The sequence below is a fragment of the Mycetocola zhadangensis genome (genome assembly GCF_003668565.1).
Taxonomy (GTDB): Bacteria; Actinomycetota; Actinomycetes; order Actinomycetales; family Microbacteriaceae; genus Mycetocola_A; species Mycetocola_A zhadangensis.
Map to the genome: position 1 here is coordinate 346,517 of NZ_RCWJ01000003.1, position 16,270 is coordinate 362,786.

General features: G+C 66.9%; 12 protein-coding genes. 5 read left to right on the plus strand and 7 right to left on the minus strand.

What is annotated here, in order from left to right:
* Positions 1-4 precede the first annotated feature (4 nt).
* Genes D9V28_RS12305 through D9V28_RS12325 form a run of 5 tightly spaced genes read right to left on the minus strand, consistent with a single transcriptional unit; the run spans position 5 to position 6,417 of the window.
* Positions 5-2,152 (minus strand): glycosyltransferase, encoded by a 2,148-nt coding sequence (locus D9V28_RS12305; protein WP_121660026.1) that lies wholly within the window; start codon positions 2,150-2,152, stop codon positions 5-7.
* The gene (locus D9V28_RS12310) at positions 2,149-2,736 is read right to left on the minus strand and encodes an acyltransferase (RefSeq protein WP_229728013.1); all 588 of its coding nucleotides are present in this window, start codon (positions 2,734-2,736) and stop codon (positions 2,149-2,151) included. Before D9V28_RS12310 ends, D9V28_RS12305 begins: the two co-directional genes overlap by 4 nt.
* Entirely contained in the window at positions 2,726-4,072 is a 1,347-nt protein-coding gene (locus D9V28_RS12315) for a wax ester/triacylglycerol synthase domain-containing protein (RefSeq protein ID WP_121660027.1), read from the minus strand. The genes D9V28_RS12310 and D9V28_RS12315 overlap by 11 nt, the downstream gene beginning before the upstream one ends.
* Positions 4,062-5,060, minus strand: a complete 999-nt coding sequence (locus D9V28_RS12320; RefSeq protein WP_121660028.1) for a glycosyltransferase family 2 protein — start codon at positions 5,058-5,060, stop codon at positions 4,062-4,064. Before D9V28_RS12320 ends, D9V28_RS12315 begins: the two co-directional genes overlap by 11 nt.
* Complete coding sequence (locus D9V28_RS12325) at positions 5,044-6,417, minus strand: glycosyltransferase (protein ID WP_183086524.1); 1,374 nt, start codon at positions 6,415-6,417, stop codon at positions 5,044-5,046. Before D9V28_RS12325 ends, D9V28_RS12320 begins: the two co-directional genes overlap by 17 nt.
* A 229-nt stretch (positions 6,418-6,646) precedes the next feature.
* Here D9V28_RS12325 and D9V28_RS12330 point away from each other — a divergent pair, with 229 nt between their 5' ends.
* Genes D9V28_RS12330 through D9V28_RS12350 form a run of 5 tightly spaced genes read left to right on the plus strand, consistent with a single transcriptional unit; the run spans position 6,647 to position 13,647 of the window.
* Positions 6,647-7,555, plus strand: a complete 909-nt coding sequence (locus D9V28_RS12330) for a YveK family protein (RefSeq protein ID WP_121660030.1) — start codon at positions 6,647-6,649, stop codon at positions 7,553-7,555.
* A gap of 6 nt (positions 7,556-7,561) precedes the next feature.
* Complete coding sequence (locus D9V28_RS12335; RefSeq protein WP_121660031.1) at positions 7,562-9,088, plus strand: O-antigen ligase family protein; 1,527 nt, start codon at positions 7,562-7,564, stop codon at positions 9,086-9,088.
* Positions 9,089-9,098: 10 nt separating this feature from the next.
* Positions 9,099-9,977 carry a glycosyltransferase family 2 protein gene (locus D9V28_RS12340; protein WP_229728152.1) on the plus strand — a complete coding sequence of 293 codons (879 nt, stop codon included), beginning with the start codon at positions 9,099-9,101 and terminating at the stop codon, positions 9,975-9,977.
* Positions 9,974-11,590, plus strand: coding sequence for a lipopolysaccharide biosynthesis protein (locus tag D9V28_RS12345; protein ID WP_121660033.1), 1,617 nt, complete (start codon positions 9,974-9,976; stop codon positions 11,588-11,590). The genes D9V28_RS12340 and D9V28_RS12345 overlap by 4 nt, the downstream gene beginning before the upstream one ends.
* Complete coding sequence (locus tag D9V28_RS12350) at positions 11,587-13,647, plus strand: GDSL-type esterase/lipase family protein (RefSeq protein WP_121660034.1); 2,061 nt, start codon at positions 11,587-11,589, stop codon at positions 13,645-13,647. Before D9V28_RS12345 ends, D9V28_RS12350 begins: the two co-directional genes overlap by 4 nt.
* A 258-nt stretch (positions 13,648-13,905) precedes the next feature.
* Here D9V28_RS12350 and D9V28_RS12355 read toward each other — a convergent pair whose 3' ends face one another.
* Together D9V28_RS12355 and D9V28_RS12360 are read right to left on the minus strand one after the other, a co-directional pair.
* Positions 13,906-14,859, minus strand: coding sequence for an endonuclease domain-containing protein (locus tag D9V28_RS12355; protein WP_121660035.1), 954 nt, complete (start codon positions 14,857-14,859; stop codon positions 13,906-13,908).
* A gap of 439 nt (positions 14,860-15,298) precedes the next feature.
* Positions 15,299-16,267, minus strand: coding sequence for a glycosyltransferase (locus D9V28_RS12360; protein WP_121660036.1), 969 nt, complete (start codon positions 16,265-16,267; stop codon positions 15,299-15,301).
* Positions 16,268-16,270 lie beyond the last annotated feature (3 nt).

Genomic DNA, 16,270 nt, shown 5'->3' on the forward strand with positions numbered 1-16,270 from the left:
GAAATCAGTCCTTTCTCGGTGGGCGCGGGGCGCCCACGACCGCGCGGTAGGCGGCGAGAGTTTGCGCGGCAATGGCGGGCCACGCCAGGGCGGAGAGATCCGGGGATTCACCCCGGTCGGTATCACGGAGCCACACCGCGACATCGTCGAGCACGTCGGCGGTGAGCTCACCGTCGAAGGTGAACACCCAGTCCGCGCCGACCTGCTGCTGCAGCTCGGTCATCGCGCCGATCGCCGAAACGACGACGGGGCGGTCGGCGCTGAGCGCAAGCACCGCCGATCCCGAGTTCTGAATCCGGGAGTACGGCAGCACCACAACGTCGGCGGCACGCAGCCAGGTGGCCAGTCGCTCATCGGCGAGAAACGCGAGGTCGAGCACCACAGCATCCGAGTGCGAAGCGGATGCCACGATGGCGTCCCGCAGAACACCATCCGCCGGCTTCCCCGCAATGGCGAGGATCTCTCCCGGGCCGGTGTCGGGTTCGGGTCCGGCAGCAACGCGAACCGCGCGACGGGCGAACACGTCAACGAGGTGCGGCACGTTCTTGTAGCTGCGGATCTGGCCGATGCTGAGGAGCACCGTCGCATCCTCCGGAAGACGAACTCCGAGGGCCGAGCGGGCCTGGGCTTTCGACACTCCGAAGTCGTAACTGTCGCGGTAGTCGCCGTGCGGAGTGACGAACGCCGGAACGCTATCGAGTTCGGGGTACGCGGCGCGGGCGGCGCTCACGCCGTCGGTGGTCAGCGCGAGAATGCCATCGACGTTGCCCAGCAGGAGCCGCGAGTACCAGGCGCGGATGCCCGGGGTTGACCGGTTCTCGTGCGACGAGATGTTGTGCACCGTCCACATGAGTCTTGTTCCCCGCAGCCGCGCGACCCGGAGGAAGGAGAAGAACAGCGCGAGGCGCGCGACCTGTCGCCACCGGCGCGGACCGGACAGAAAGGTGAGGTCTGGCCAGTGCAGGTGCACGATATCGGTGCGCCGAAGCAGCAGGCGCACGTAACTGAGATCTCGAACGTCGACGTCGATTGGCGACATCGCCGAGTACAGCCGAGCGTTGTACGGGTTCGCATGTCGGGTACGGAACGCCGGTTCGGCCTCCACCCGGAGCGGGCGGGCACCCCGCTTACGGTCGTGGTGCCGGTCCGGGTCGCGACGAGCAGGGGACGTCCGCCCGAACAGCGCCGCCTCCGCGTCGGGGTAACCGGTGCGCCAGGCCGCTCGCGCTCGCCAGACGGTCAGCCAGGTGCGCTTTCGACTGCGAATTCCAATTTCGAGCGCACCACGCACGAGCGATCCGAGCTGGAGCAGCACGACCCCGACCCGCGCCCGGCCGGGTGTCCACAACCGACGCAGCAGTGTCGCCTTGCCCGCCATCACGAGGCTCATCTTGCGGCCGGGATCGCCGGTCGACCCGCCAACGTCGTGCACGATGACCGCACTCGGCACGATCACCGGACGCAGCCCGAAGCGGCGAGCGCGCGCCGAGAATTCGGCGTCCTCGCCGTAGAGGAAGAACCGGTCGTCCATGCCGCCGATCGCCGAGAAGGTGTCGCGGCGAATCAGCGCCAGGCATCCGGTGACGATCGGCACCTCGCGCACACTGTCGCGCTTCCAGTCGCCGAGCGACTCTGGATCGAAGAGGAGCGATCGTTTGAACAGCGTCGACAGCCCGAGCGCGAACGACGTGAGCGACCACAGCGTCGGCTCACCCCAGGCCGAACTCGGGTCGACGGATCCGTCGGGACGCAGCGTTCGTCCGCCGTAGAGCCCGTATGCCGGATTCCGCACCGCGAATGAGACGAGCGCACGCAGCGAGCCCGGGATCACGACGGTGTCGGGGTTGAGCAGCAGAACGTACTCATCGGCCGATGCCGCAACACCCCGGTTCACCCCGCGAGCGAAGCCCAGGTTCTCTCCCGCTTCGATCACGACCGCCGCCGGGAATCGTTCGCGGATCAGAGCGGCGCTGCCATCGACGGACCCGTTGTCGACCACGATCACCGTGAGGTTCTCGAGTGGAGGCGGGAACGGCGGCCCCGATCGGAACGATGTTCCCGCTTCGGCGTAGACGGACTCGATGCACTCGAGGGTTTGGTCGCGGGTGTTGTAGTTGACGATGATCACCGAGACCGACGGGCGCGCGGTCACGGGGCAACCGCCCGATCGAAGGCAGCGGCCGGAACCGTCGGCGCTTGTTCACCTGGCGCGGCTGGCCGATGCCCGATCACCCTCGCGGGAACCCCGCCCGCGATGCAGTTCGCCGGCAGGTCGCGCGTGACAACGGCCCCGGCCCCGACGATCGCCCCGGCCCCGATGGTCACCCCCGCCGTGACCACAACGTTAGCGCCGAGCCAGACGCCGGGCCCGATCACGATGTCCTTCTCGATCTTGGGCTGGTCCATCACGGGCGTGCCCTCAACGATCCCGTAGTTCGACGCGGTGATTGTGACGTTCGGTGCGAGCAGGCACTTCTCGCCGAGGATCACCCGCGACGTGGAGTTGCCTGCCCAGATCACACTGCCCTCACCGATGTGTGTGCCGGAGCCGAGGTAGATCCGCTCAGCGTTGCGAAACGACACAGTCGGCGCAAACGATACCGCCGTGCCGCGGTTGAGCTTCCGTACCTCTTGCACATGGCTGTACGCGTAAAAGTGCGCCACCCGCACCATCTGCAGCGCCGTCCGCGGGTCGAGCACCGACCGAAGCACACCCCGCACTCCTCTAGCTGCCACGGGGCACCTCTTCCTGGTGGGTTGCGCCGACGTCCGCAGGGTCGGGAGGGATGTCGAACACGCGCGCGACAGCATCCGTCGCGGTATCGATGTCAACATCGGTCCGCGCGAGCACGGCGATCGCGAAACTGCGGGCGTACGTTGTGGTGAAGACCGCGATGCGGTCGTCGAGGTCGAGGGTCGGCCACAGCGTGATCGACGTCACCTCGGCCGGGCCGAAATATTGCGGCCGGGAGTGCATCGGCAGGTGCGAGGCGTAGCCAGCCCAGTCGCGCGGCGACACAGTGTTCGTCTCACCCGACTTCACCGCTCTGCCCAATTGTTCAGAAACGGATGCCACGAGGCCGGCAAGATCGTCTGTTGCGTCGATCACCAACCGCACCATCGAGATGTGATTGCGTGCGGCGGCCTCACGATCGAGCGACAGCGGAACGGTGAGCGCGTACCGCGGCGCGCCCGGGTCGAGGGCGGCGAGCGCCACGAACGCCGCCGACACCGTGAGCACCGTCGGGGTCGCACCGAGGTGTTTGGCCAGCTGCCGAACCCTGACCGCCGGAAGGAGGAGCATGCGCGCGGAGTGGGTTGGAATCATCCGTTCGGCGAGCCCTGAGCGCACGAGGTAGGCGTTCTTGAGCGGACGGATCAGGCGCCCGCCGGTGCGCTTGAGCCGTTTCCGCAGGGGCTTCCGCCGAAAGTCCTGAACCGCGTCTGCTCGCGTGCTGTGCCTCGACCGCCACGATGCGTAGTGCCCGCGCAGCAGCTCGACCTGGTTGCGTGGTGCCCGGCCGACCGGCACGGGCTTTGGGGCAAAACCTGTGCCGGGCAGGGACGGCTCATCCGCGAGGAGGCCCGAGATCATGGTGATCCCAGCGATGCCGTCGCCGACGGAGTGGTGGATCATGCTGACCAGTGCGATGCGACCGTCACCGAGGTCAGCCGCAATGATCGACCACAGTGGGCGCTTCGCGTCCAGCCGGTTGGACGAGCCGGAAAGCACGCGCGCGTTCGGGCCGGCCGGGTGCACACCGGGAAGAACTGTGACGTGCCAGTCGAGGTCGACCGAGTTCGCCGGTACCCACGCCGGGGTGGCCAGGCCGAACACGACCCGCATCAATCGCTGCGACGTCGCGGGGATCGCGACGTGGCGCTCCGCCACGATCCGCCGGATCAGCTCGGCGTCGATGCTGCCGTCTGGCCGCCGGAGCGTATCCCCTGGCACGATCATGGTGAGCGCGGGGCGTGCCAGGCGAAAGGCCACCTCGTTGGCCAGGAACTTCTCGTCGAGCACCCGCAACGGCACAACCGACACCGGGTCATCGAACGGGTCACGAGGCATCGAGCTGCCCCTTTTCGGACGCGGTCACGGCGGTCGATGCCGCCCCGGGGAGGTCGCCGCCGGCCTCGCGCTCGGCACGGCCAGGCAGCAGGATCGGCTCTGGGCGTTGCGGATCGGTGAACAGCTTGCCGTCGAGCCGCAGCCGGGAGGCGAGCCGAAATCCGCGGACGATGCCCGTCGCCATGGCCAGTTCGGCCCGAGCACGAGCGCGCCGGCGTGGCAAAGCGCGGACAGCTTTGCGCAGTTGCCGAGAGAGCACGACGGAGAGCATCACCCGGCCGATGGCATTGTCGATGCGGCTCCATTTGTTGGCGAGCGCTCCCATGCCGAGGCCGTAGCCGTGCAGCAGGTGGCGATAGTTCTCGCCAACCCGGGTGTAAACGTGGTGAACGACACTGGCGGGCTCGTGAACCACACGCCATCCGGCGTCGATCATCCGGCAGAACGCGTCGAGGTCTTCGGCGCCGGCCAGCTTCCGTCCGGCCCCGAGGACCTCGTCGAAACCACCGAGCTCGAGCAACGGCGCGCGCCGGAACGCCATCAGTGCACCGTGGCCGGCGTCCAGGCCATCGGCGACGTCGGTGAACCGAGCCTTGTGGCGGTAGGGCTCGTCCGAGCCGACCTTGGTGTGGTCGAGCATTCGCCCGGTGACAACACCGACGTCGGGCGCGTCGAAGTGCCGCACCAGGGCGTCGATCCAGCCGGCCGTTGCCAGGCAGTCGTCGTCGGTGAACACGACGACCTCACGATCCGACGCCCGAAGGCCAACATTTCGAGCGATGCTCAGCCCGCTGACGTTCGTGCGCACGCAGCGAACACCGGCGTCCCCTGCAACGCGCCCCGTGGCATCCGTTGTTGATCCGGAATCGACGACAAGCACATCGACCGCTCCCGGAGTTGCTGTCGCGACCGAGGCGAGAGCGTCCCTCAGCAGGTCGGGACGCTCCCTCGAGCAGAGAATGAGTGTGACGTCAGCCGGAAGCGTCATGCATCCTGCTCCACGACGATGGTCGCTGTGTTTCCGCTCGCGGGAGGACGGCAGAGTCGATCGACGTCACAGTGCCAGGAATCCCGTGGGCGAGCTCAGGATACTCGCCGGTGCCCGGGTGCAACTCGCCGGGTCGTGCCGCATAGTCCTCGGGTGAGAACTGGGCGACGGCCTGCCGGTACAGGTCGACGAGCACGACGTTCGCGGCCTGCCAGGTCAGGGTCGGCGCGTGCGCGAGCACACCCTGTTTTAGGGCGCGCCGCCAGCGTGCACTGCCGAAAACGAGGTCGATCTGCGAACTGAGCATGGCGACGTCGCCCGGGTTGTGGATGAGGCCGTTGACGGCGTGTTCGACAACGGCGCCGCTCGCCCGCGACACGAGCGGGATGACGCCTGCGCCCTGCGCCTCGTATGTGACGAGAGCGCTGCCCTCTTCGATACTCGGCAGCAGCAGGATGTCGGCCTGCGCGTAGGCCTTCGCCGGCCGGTCGGTGAACCCTCGAAGCTCAACCGACCGGTGCGCAAGCAGCGGGCCGAGCAGTTCGCGGTACCCGGGAACGAAGTTGCCATAGATAAGAAAGCGCCCGGTCTCGCTTGCTTTCGAGGCAAGCCAGGCGTCGAGCGCGTAGTGCAGTCCCTTGCGTGGTTCGCACCGGCCGAGGAACACGGCGGTGAACGGCCTCGCCGGGTCGTCACGGATCGGCACCCGGATCACCGACGGGTCAAACCCGTACCTGTGCCTCATCAGCCGGGAGCCGTCAAAGCCGCGCTCGAGAAAGGTGTCGGCCACAGCGTCTGACGGAACGAGCAGCCCGTGCGCCGCGGCGTACTCACGGTCCTCGAGCACGAGTCGATCCCCGTCGAAGTGATGCGAGAAACCGCTCGGCACTGCGAGTCCCAGCTTGGCGTACTCGCGCCCAACAACGTCAAACGCATGCGCGGTGTGCGTGTTCGGCACCTCCCGCATGCCCGGAATTCCAAGGGCGCGAGCGGCGAGCAACGTGCGAGCGGATGCCAGTGGCCAGGTGTGTACAACGTCGAACGTTCCGCGATTCAGCAGCGCGGCCGCTCGAAGATCGTGCCACGCGAATGCTCGCATTCGGCCGACCGCGCGGTGTGGCAGCCGACGCCCACCGACAACCATGGTCTGCTCGAGCGTGCGCAGCCGGGGAACCGACCTGGCGACACTCGCGGTGACCAGGGTGACGTGGTGGCCGGCACGAACCAGTTCGTGGACCTGGTTCCACGCCGTGTCTCCGATGCCCGGGCTGCCGAAGGCGTGGGGAAAGCTGTACAGCACAGACAGCGGACGGGCGCCTGCTCGCGGCACCGGGCGGTCGTTCCCCAACTGCGTCATGTTTCCTCCCGCTGGGTGCTGTCGATCGCATCCTCGAGAGGCACGTGAGCAACCGTCATGAAATATACAAGTCCCGCTGCCCGGTTGAACCACAACCGACCGCTTGTTAATATACTCGTAATCCTGAGGGTTCCTCAATTTTACATTCAGCCCGCACGATGGAGAACAGGCACAGCGGCCCGTCCAACGCCGGGGCCCCCCGTCCCGCTTTAGAGAAAGCCGAAATTTCATGGACGTTCCTCTCTACCTGCGGGTGCTCTGGAGTTACAAGTGGCTGCTCCTCGTCGGGGTGATCATCGCCGCTGTGGTCGGCGGCGTCGTCGGTTACAGCTACGTCGACGGACAACTGCAGCCCCGCGCCGTGCAGACCTACCGGGCGTCGACGACGGTGCTCGTCGGCAGTCCGCAACAACCGCTCTACCAGTCGGTGATCCCTGGCGCTCCGGTGCAGGAGGGCGTGACACCGACAGTCACCCGCGACCTCGTCTCGACGACCGTCGTCTACGCGTACATCGTGTCCGGCTCCGAGATCCGCACGCGGGTTGAGGGCGTCGTCGGCACCCTGGCCGATGAGGAACAGGTCACCGCCGTTCGACGCACCACCCAGCCGGCTGGCGACGAGCAGTTCCCCGGTCGCCTCACCCTGCCCATCCTCGACATCGTCGGCTCGGCGCAGTCCCCCGCCCGGGCCGAGGAGATCTCCCGGGCAGCGAACACCGTCTTCCAGGAGTACGTCCGCGCCGAGCAGGACGCCACGGCACTTCCCGAGGGTGAACGGGTGCAACTGCAGACGCTGCGCGAGAGCGAAGCGACCGAGGTTGAGGGAAGCAACCCGCTGATTCCGGTGATCCTCACGGCCTTCGGCGTTCTCCTCCTCGTGATCGCACTCATCTTCGTGCTCTACAACGTGCGGGTCAGCCGCGAGAAACGACGCGCCGGTCGCGCGCGGTCCGCAACTGTGGCAGAGGCTCCGGCCGATGGGTCCCCGCCCGCTGATGACCCGGCGACCGGCCCAGCGGTCGACCCGAGCGAACCCGCATCGACCGATGCCGTCGGCGGGGCGTCAGAGCACGGCAGCATCGCCGAACCGTCCGGTGACGAACCGGAGCGGTCCGATGACAAACCGGCACTCGTCTAGGTCGACATGACCACCCTCTCGACGCCTGGCGCTGCCGGGGAGTCGACCGCCCCGGCACCGTTCGACGAGCCAGGGTTCGATGGGCAACGCCCACGACAGCTCATCGGCGAGCGCGTCCGGGATCTCGTCCTCAACTTTCGCCCCAGCCGATCGGGAATCGCCCTGACCGTCCTCGCTGCCGTTGTGCTGTTCATCCCGGTGCGGCGTTACGCCATCCCCATCCCGCTGCCGTTCGCCCTCGAACCATACCGCCTGGCAATCGCCATCCTCGTTGTGCTCGTCGGTGTCGCGCTGCTCATCGACCCCACCTTCACCTGGCGACCGATCGCATTCGGCACCCCGCTGATCATCTGGCTTCTCACGATGATCGTCTCTGTCGCGGCCAACGCAACAGAGATCACCGAAGAGGGCCTCGCATCCGGTGCCGTCGGCGCCCTCGGGAACTACGCCATCGTGGTGTCGCTGCTCTATCTCACCCGGCAGCTGCTGCGCTCACCACGCACGGTGAACACACTGCTCACCGCCCTCACGATCTTCTCCGGCATCGTCGGTTTCTTCGCCCTGGTCGAAAAGGTCACCCACCAGAACATTTTCATGAAGCTCGCCACCGTGCTCCCGCTCGAGATGCTGCGGGACGAAACCGAAGCGTTCCGCGCGGGTGGAGCGCGCGCGTACGCGTCAGCGCAGCATCCGATCGCCCTCAGCGTCATGCTCTGCATGCTCATCCCGATCGCGCTGTACCTCGCGAAGTACGCGGCCTGGCCGCACAACATCTACAACCGCAGAATCTTCTTCGGCGGCATCGTTACGCTGCAACTGTTCGGTGTGGCCGCCGCCGTCTCACGCACCGCCGTCGTGACGCTCGCCGTGATGTTTGTGCTCCTCCTGGTCGTTCGACCGATCCTCGGCATCGTGCTGGCGAGCTTCGCGCTGCCCGCCGTGATGATCGCTGCAGCCGTGATCCCCAAGCCGTTCGAGGCGATGTTCGGCGGATTCCTCGACCCCGCTTCACTCATCGCCTCACAGAAAACGTCGCCGGGGTTCACCGGCGCTGGCCGCCTGGCCGACCTCGAACCGGCGCTCGCGATTGTGGCCCAGCAGCCGTTCTTCGGTTCAGGGCTCGGCTCCCGCATCGTCATCGGTGACACGGCGAACTCGTTCATTCTCGACAACCAGTGGCTCGGCACGCTGATGGAGGTCGGTGCCCTCGGCGTGCTCGGTGTGCTCGCCCTGCTGCTCATTCCGACGTTCCGGTTGTTCACCTACGCGTTTCAGCCCACACAGACCCCGCAGTACACGGCGCTCGCGCTTGCGCTTGCCATCTCGATCGTCGGGTACGGCACGGCGATGTTCTTCTACGACGCCTTCGGCTTTTTCCAGACCTTCATGCTTCTGTTCATCCTGCTTGGGGTCGGCGCGTGGGTGCTCACCGAGGCACCGACGCGCGAAAGCGTGGTCGGGCCAGCATCGGGGCAGGTGCTGGCCCGGCCACTTGACGGCGGGCTCCGTGCCCGCCGTCGCCGGACGGACTGACGTCGTGAGCATGAGCGTGGTGATTCCAGCACACAACGAGGAGGCGGTGCTCCCCCGGCTGCTGAAATTCTTGCGAGCGGATGCCACGTTGCGCGTGGTCATCTCAGCCAACGCCTGCACCGACGACACCGTTGCGGTTGCACGGGCGGCGGCGGGCGACAGCCTGCGAGTGGTTGAGACACAGATTCCGTCGAAGATCGTTGCCCTCAACGCCGGGGACACCGCGGCAGGCGACCTCTTTCCACGCGCCTACCTGGACGCTGACGTTGAGGTCTCCGCCGCCACCCTGCACGCTCTTCGGAACGCGCTGACCACACCGGGCGGGCCGCTCGTTGCGGCACCGCGGCTGCGGGTCGACACCTCGGCGTCGAGCTGGGCGGCGCGCGCGCACTACCGGGTCTGGGAGCTCAGCGACTACCGCGGGGCCGGGCACGTCGGCTCGGGAATCTACGCGCTGTCGGCCGAGGGCAGAGCACGATTCGGCGCCTTCCCCGAGGTGATCGCCGACGACCGGTTTGTGCAGCAGCTGTTCGCGCCGTCCGAACGGCTCACTCTCGATGAAGAGTTCGTCGTGCGCGCGCCGGCAACACTGCGGGCACACATTCGCCGCGCCACCCGAATCGCCGCCGGCAACCGGCAGCTCGCGCGTCGAGCCGAGGTTGCGTTGGCGACGGGTAGCCCGGTGCCTGCGCCCCGGCGCGGCAATGCCGGCTCAGCCGGGCGCCCCGGATACCGCAACCTTCTCGCCCGGGTCGCCGTCCGGCCACGACTCTGGCCATCGTTCCTGATCTACTGCGTCGGATACGGCGTTCCCCTCATGCTCGCCGCGGTGTCCGAGCGGCGCGGCCGCTCCCCCGGCTGGAACCGTGATGAGACGAGCCGGGCATGAGGCCGCCGCGCGTGCCGACCCCGCACTCGACGCGAGCCGACCCGGCTGCGTCCGCCGAGGCATCCGCTTCTCTGGAGAATCTGGGCCATCAGGCCAGCCGCGGTGTCCTCGTGACGATGGGCGGCACCTGGTCGAAAGCGCTGCTGCAGACGGTGTCGACCATCGTGCTCGCGCGGCTGCTCGACCCCGCGGACTTCGGCCTCATCGCCATGATCATGGCGATCGTCGGTATCGCCGACCTCGTGCGCGACTTCGGCATGACCGGCGCGATCATCCAGGCCAAAAGACTGAACGACCGCACCTGGTCGAGCGTGCTCTGGCTCAGCGCGGCCGTCGGCGTGCTCGGAACCGTGCTGATCGCCCTGTGCGCACCGCTGATCGCGGCGATCTACAACGAGCAGCAGCTCGTGCTGCTGAGCATTGCTGTGGCGCCGACGCTGCTGATCAACGGGCTCGCCATGCCGCTGCAGGCCAAGGTGCAGCGGGACCTCAAGTTCGGGGTGCTCGCCCGCATCGACGTGCTCTCGATGGCACTCGGGGTCGGCCTGTCGATCGCCGCTGCGCTCGCTGGCTGGGGCGTCTGGTCACTCGTCGTCTTCACCGGTGCCGCGAGTGTCTACCGGCTGATCGCGCTCTGGTCGGCGGCGCGCCCGCACTGGGGTCGGCCGCACGTCGACCGTGAGGTGATCCCGCTGCTCACCACCGGAGGCTCGATCTTCGGGGTGCAGCTGCTCAACTATCTGGCGCGCAACGTCGACAACGTGGTGATCGGGCGCCAGCTCGGCGCGGACGTGCTTGGCCAGTACTCGCGTGCGTACGCCCTGTTCATGCTTCCGCTGCAGCAGCTCAACGGGCCGCTCGGTCGCGTCGCGCTGCCGGTGCTGAGCCGCCTGCAGGATGACGGACCACGCTACCGGCGGTACATTCGGGCCGCCCTGATGGTGATCGCCTACCTCACGCTGCCCGCGTTTGCGATTGCCGCAGCGCTGGCGCAACCGCTCGTCCTTCTGCTTCTCGGACCGCAGTGGGACGAAACGGCCGCGATTTTCGCGCTCCTCACGATCGCCGGCGTCGCTCAGGCGATCGGCAACGTGCAGGGCTGGATCTACATCTCGCTCGGCCGTGCGCACCGGCAGCTGGTGTATTACCTCGTGTCGCGACCGATCATCATCGGGTCGTTCTTCGTCGGGCTGTGGTGGAACGGCGTGAACGGGCTCGCGCTCGCCTACGGAACCGCATCGCTCGCCGTGCTCGTGCCCGGGTTCGCCTGGGCGATTCGCGGCACCTTCGTCACCGGGCGCGACGTCGTGCTTCCTGTGCTGCGGCCGGCCGCTCTCGTACCGTTCGCCTTCGCGGCGGCGCTGGCCACAACACTGCTCGCCCTGCCCCCGGTGCTGCACGTGCTGGCCGGCGGCCTTGCCGGCCTGGTTCCGCTCGGGCTGGCCATGGCGATCCCGGCCTACCGGCGCGACCTGGCCCAGATCGTCGACTTCGTGAAGCAGACACGCAAGCCCTCGGCGCCGGAGGGGCAGGCAGCCACCGTCGACGCAACAGACACAACCCACACCGATCCGAACCCACCCGCACGGCCGATGGAACGAGGGACCCCATGAACCGAGCGACACGATCCACGTCTTTTTCCGCGACACGGATGCTGGTCGCCTGCGTCGCGATCGCACTCGTGCTCGTGGGCTGTTCGGCTCCGGCACCCGAACCGACCGCGACGCCGACCACAACGGCGGCGCCATTCGAGATCACAAAGATCGCGTCCCTCGGTGACTCCATGAGCCTCGCGGTGAACGCGTGCGACCGCAGCGGAAGCTGCCCCGAGGTGGCCTGGTCAACCGGGACCGACCCACAGGTGCAGTCGCTCGCGGCACGTGTTGGCGAAACGAGTGGCGCCGTTCCGACAACCGAGATCATCGCGAGCGACGGGGCAAGCGCTGAGAGCCTGCCTGACCAGGCCGTGCGAGCCGTTGAACTGGAGCCCGATCTCGTCACGGTACTGATCGGCGCGAACGACGCCTGCGCTCCGTCGTTCGACGAAATGACCCCAGAGCCCGTCTTCACGCAGAACGTCACGGCGGCGTTCAACGCTCTGGCCACCGGGCTCCCCGACGCACGGGTGTACGTGTCATCGGTGCCGAACCTCGTCCGCCTGATCGACGCCAAGAAGGACGACCCCACTGCCGTCGCCACGTGGAAGAAGATCGCCCAGTGCCGATCGATCCTGTTCAACGCGACAAGCACCGAGCAGGCAGACGTCGACCGCCGAGCTGCCATCTCCGCGCTGATCGAGACCTACAACGGCGTGCTCGCCGACGCGTGTGCAACGCATCCGCATTGCATCTGGGATGACGATGCGGCGTTCGACCTCGAGTTCACCGGAAATGACGTGTCGTCGATCGACTACTTCCACCCGTCGGCCTCTGGGCAGCAGAAACTCGCGGCCGTGGCGTGGGACGTTCTGACGAACTCGGGCGAGCTCACCACCTCATCGGGCGCTGGGGTCGGCGAACGACCATCAACCGAGCTCGATGTCGTAAAGAACGAACTCGACCCGGCCGGTGCGAGCGGATCGCGCCTGACCGCGAAGGGCAAGCTTGGCGCTTCGGATGCGCTCGAGGTGGCACCGAAAGGATCGGGGTCGGCGTGCTCGACTGGGTCGCCGTGCTCCCTCGAGACGGCGCTCGGCAAGGCCGGTGAGGGCGACGTGATCACCCTGGCCGACGGTGACTACGGCAGCATGGAACTGAATGGGGGCGCGAACCTGAAGTCGCTGAAGTCCAACGTGCTTGTCGGCCCGGCACCGGACGCGACGCCGACCTTCGATCGGCTCAAGATCGCGGTGCCATCGGTAACCTGGCGCGACATCACGGTCACCGGAGTGATGTACGTGAACAAACCAGCCGTCGACACGCGACTTGAGGGGGTGCACGTGTCTGGAACCGGGTTGTTCCTTCGGTCGCACCACGTCACAGTCACGAACAGTCTGTTTGAGGGTGGATCGAGCGTCGATGGAATTCAGGTGGGCGGAGCATCCGATGTTCTGATTGAGAACAACGAGGTGCGCGACTACGACCAGAACAAGAACAACGGGCTGCACGCCGACTGTGTGCAGGTTTTCGACAGTACTAACGTGACGCTGAGGGCCAACAAGCTCAGCAACTGTTACAACGCTGGCATCATCCTGTCGTCGGGTAAGGGCACCGGAATGAAGGACATTCTCATTGAGTCCAACTTTGTGCAGGGCTGCATCGTGAAGTCGTCGAACTGCCAGGGCGGCTCGGCCGCCGACCTGCGCTACGTGAAAACGGAGAACCTGGTCGTGCGCAACAACTCCTTCTCGGGTGGGTCCGTGCGTATCGATCCGCTGCCGGGGCTCGTCTTCGACCGCAATATCGTGGCGTACCTCGCCGACTGCACAAGCCCGATGACGAACTCGATCGTCGAGAAGTGGAATGCGAAGTCCTGTGAGGAACCGGATGCGGTCGGCTCGGCCGGTAATCGCACCGGGGATGTGCTCTACGTGGATGAGGAGGGCGGTGACCTTCACCTCGCGGAGGCGGGCAGTGCGGCGATCACCCCGGCAGGGCCACAGGTACAGGCGCGGGCCGACATCGACGGTGAGCCGCTCGAGCCGGCGGTGGCGGGAGCAGCGGCGAGATAGGGTCGCGGTGCGCAGCCGCGCCGCCCGGCCGGCCCTCAGTCTGGCCTGAGCACAGCGCCCTGCCCACCCGCGGCCGGCGCTCCGCGCCCCAGTCCCCGGTTCAAGTGACACTTATAGCGGGTCCCGAGCAAAATCACCCACCACAAGTGTCACTCCACCTCGGGGTCGCGCGGAAGGCAGGTTCGAGTGGACACCTGTTGCGGGTGCGCACCACGGCAACCCACAACAAGTGTCATTCTTGCCAGAACGCCGCCGAGGTTATGCCGACGGCGTCCAGCCCCGCTGCAACAGCGCGACCCGCACACGGCGCGCAACTTCGCCCGGGTTATCGCGCAGCAACGATTCGCGAATCCGAATGACACGCCACCCGTTTTCCTCGAGTGCGCTGATGCGGTCGATGTCACGGTCGAACTGGTAGCGACTCTGCCGATGCTGCTCCCCATCGAACTCGACGATCACCTTGAAGTCGGGGTAGCTCAGGTCTGCACGGGCAAGGAACTTTCCGGCCGCCGAATAGATCTCGCTGTTGATTTCCGGTTCGGGCAGGCCTCTATCGATCAGGGTCAGCCGCAGCCGTGTCTCCCTCGGTGACTCGACCTTGTCACGCACTCTCCCGAGGGCGTCGCGCAACTTCGCGACGCCCGCGCGGCGACACAAGGATGTGGCTGACTCGAGCTCGGCAACCGTCGCCAGCGGAGTGTATGCCGGACTGTATCCGTACTTCGCGAGTTCGTCGGTGCCGCGCAGGATGAAGTCCCCGACCGCCACCAGGTCGTAGAGGTTGAGCACCGGGGCGAGCTGAACCCAGGTCGTCTCGGGCGAGGTCACCGGCAGGCCACGCGATCGACGTGTGGTCGCCGTCCCCGGCGTCAGGTGATGAGCAACTACGCCGGCCCGACGCGTCGGGCGGTTGGGCTTGAAGGCAGCCACGTGTACGACCACGTCTTTGGCGAGGGACCACGGTAATGGCATTCCCCAGATAAGCGCGGCCGTTTGGTGACTGAAGAATTGACCAGGGGGAAGGACGGTGGCCAGAGCCTGCGCTCGCTGCAACGGCTCGACGACCATTGCCGATGGCGCACGCACTCCACGAAACGGCATCTCCAGGTCGGACGCTCTCAATCTGCCGCGGCTGACACCAAGCTCACGCGCAGCCTCCACGCTGAGGGGTCCGGTGCGTAATTGGGGCGGGAGCGACTTTCTTCTCGTCATGCGTCGATCGTGGCCCAGACGCGTACGTGCATGAGCGTTATCCACAGGCGGATTTCACCTGGCACCCCCACGGTTTTGATTCATCGCCCACGTAGGCGATCACCCGCGCATATAAGTGACACTTGTTGCCGGTCTGGGTCGATCGCACCCGCCGCAACTGTCACTCGAAAAATCGTCGTCAGGCACGAGCGTGATTGGGGTGACACTTTGTGCGGGTCGTCGCCGGCAACACCGACCACAACTGTCACCCAAGCCGCGGATGGGAGAGCTGCGGGGAAGGAAGTACGCACTGCGGCGCGAACAACGGCGGATCGGTAGAACGTAAGGCGCGGAGGACGAACTGCCGTGCGAACAAGGGCGGCCCGGACCGGACGGCCCGGGCCACCGGCTTCGGCCGCGGACCGCAAGAAAACACGGACCCGACGGTGGTGCGCTGCGGCTACATGGCGGCCAGCGAGGGTACGAGGCCGTCGAGCGAGAAGTCGGGCGCGTCCACCCGCTGAGCGGATCGAACCGACGCCGCGAGGAGGGTGTCGACGTTCAGCTGCTCCGGCGGGCAGTCGACGGCAAGGCCTCGCCGCGCGAGCTCCGCGGCGATCTGAACCTGGTGATCGTCGATGTGCTCGCCGTAGCGCGCGAGCCGTGGCACAAGTACCGGGACTTTGCCCGCCTCGATGGCAGTCAGGGCAGCGCCCGTTCCGGCGTGGGCGACAACGACATCGGCGTCAGCGACGGCATCGGCGAGCTCCGAGTGCAACACGCTTGCGTGCCCGTCGATGCCGTAACCCGACACATCGGCGGCTCCCACCTGCCACAGCACCTCGCAGCCGTCGAGCAGAGGAACGAGCTTGCGGAACAGCCGGTCAAACCCGTACGTCTCTTGCGTGCCGAGCGAGACGACCGCCTTGCGGATCGGCCGCTGCTCCCGGTCGGGCCCCGGGGCGAACTCGTCGAAGATGCTGCCCCGATACGCCCAACTGCTTTCCGTCGCCCAGACCGGGTATTGCGAGTACGTCTTCACCCGTGGCATCCGTGCGACGATCTTGCCCGTGAGAGACGGACCCTCGGCCCGCGCAGCACTCTCGATGTAATGACACGGGATGCCATGGGCGAGCGCCACGGGGAACGCGGACACCGCGGGTGACGACCCGGTGCTGATCACCGCAGCGAACTTGCGATGCGCCATCACCTTCGCGGCCAGCGCGGAGTTTCGAAGGATGTTGATGCCGTCGCGCGGAGCCGCGAAGTAGGCGAACACCCGGTCGGTTCCGGCGGTGAGGGTGCGGCTGAGTCCGTTGTCGAAGGTGAACCAGAACTGGTCTTTCGGCAGGATGCCGATGCGGCGAGCCAGGGTATGGAGCTGCTTGAGGTGGCCACCCCCCGAGCAAACGAACAAATACTGAGACATTGT

Coding starts and splice junctions, on each gene's coding strand:
- D9V28_RS12315 (WP_121660027.1), bottom strand. CDS start 4,072: ATGCCTCGTGACCCGTTCGATGACCCGGTGTCGGTTGTGCCGTTGCGG.
- D9V28_RS12320 (WP_121660028.1), bottom strand. CDS start 5,060: ATGACGCTTCCGGCTGACGTCACACTCATTCTCTGCTCGAGGGAGCGT.
- D9V28_RS12325 (WP_183086524.1), bottom strand. CDS start 6,417: ATGACGCAGTTGGGGAACGACCGCCCGGTGCCGCGAGCAGGCGCCCGT.
- D9V28_RS12330 (WP_121660030.1), top strand. CDS start 6,647: ATGGACGTTCCTCTCTACCTGCGGGTGCTCTGGAGTTACAAGTGGCTG.
- D9V28_RS12335 (WP_121660031.1), top strand. CDS start 7,562: ATGACCACCCTCTCGACGCCTGGCGCTGCCGGGGAGTCGACCGCCCCG.
- D9V28_RS12340 (WP_229728152.1), top strand. CDS start 9,099: ATGAGCGTGGTGATTCCAGCACACAACGAGGAGGCGGTGCTCCCCCGG.
- D9V28_RS12345 (WP_121660033.1), top strand. CDS start 9,974: ATGAGGCCGCCGCGCGTGCCGACCCCGCACTCGACGCGAGCCGACCCG.
- D9V28_RS12350 (WP_121660034.1), top strand. CDS start 11,587: ATGAACCGAGCGACACGATCCACGTCTTTTTCCGCGACACGGATGCTG.
- D9V28_RS12355 (WP_121660035.1), bottom strand. CDS start 14,859: ATGACGAGAAGAAAGTCGCTCCCGCCCCAATTACGCACCGGACCCCTC.
- D9V28_RS12360 (WP_121660036.1), bottom strand. CDS start 16,267: ATGTCTCAGTATTTGTTCGTTTGCTCGGGGGGTGGCCACCTCAAGCAG.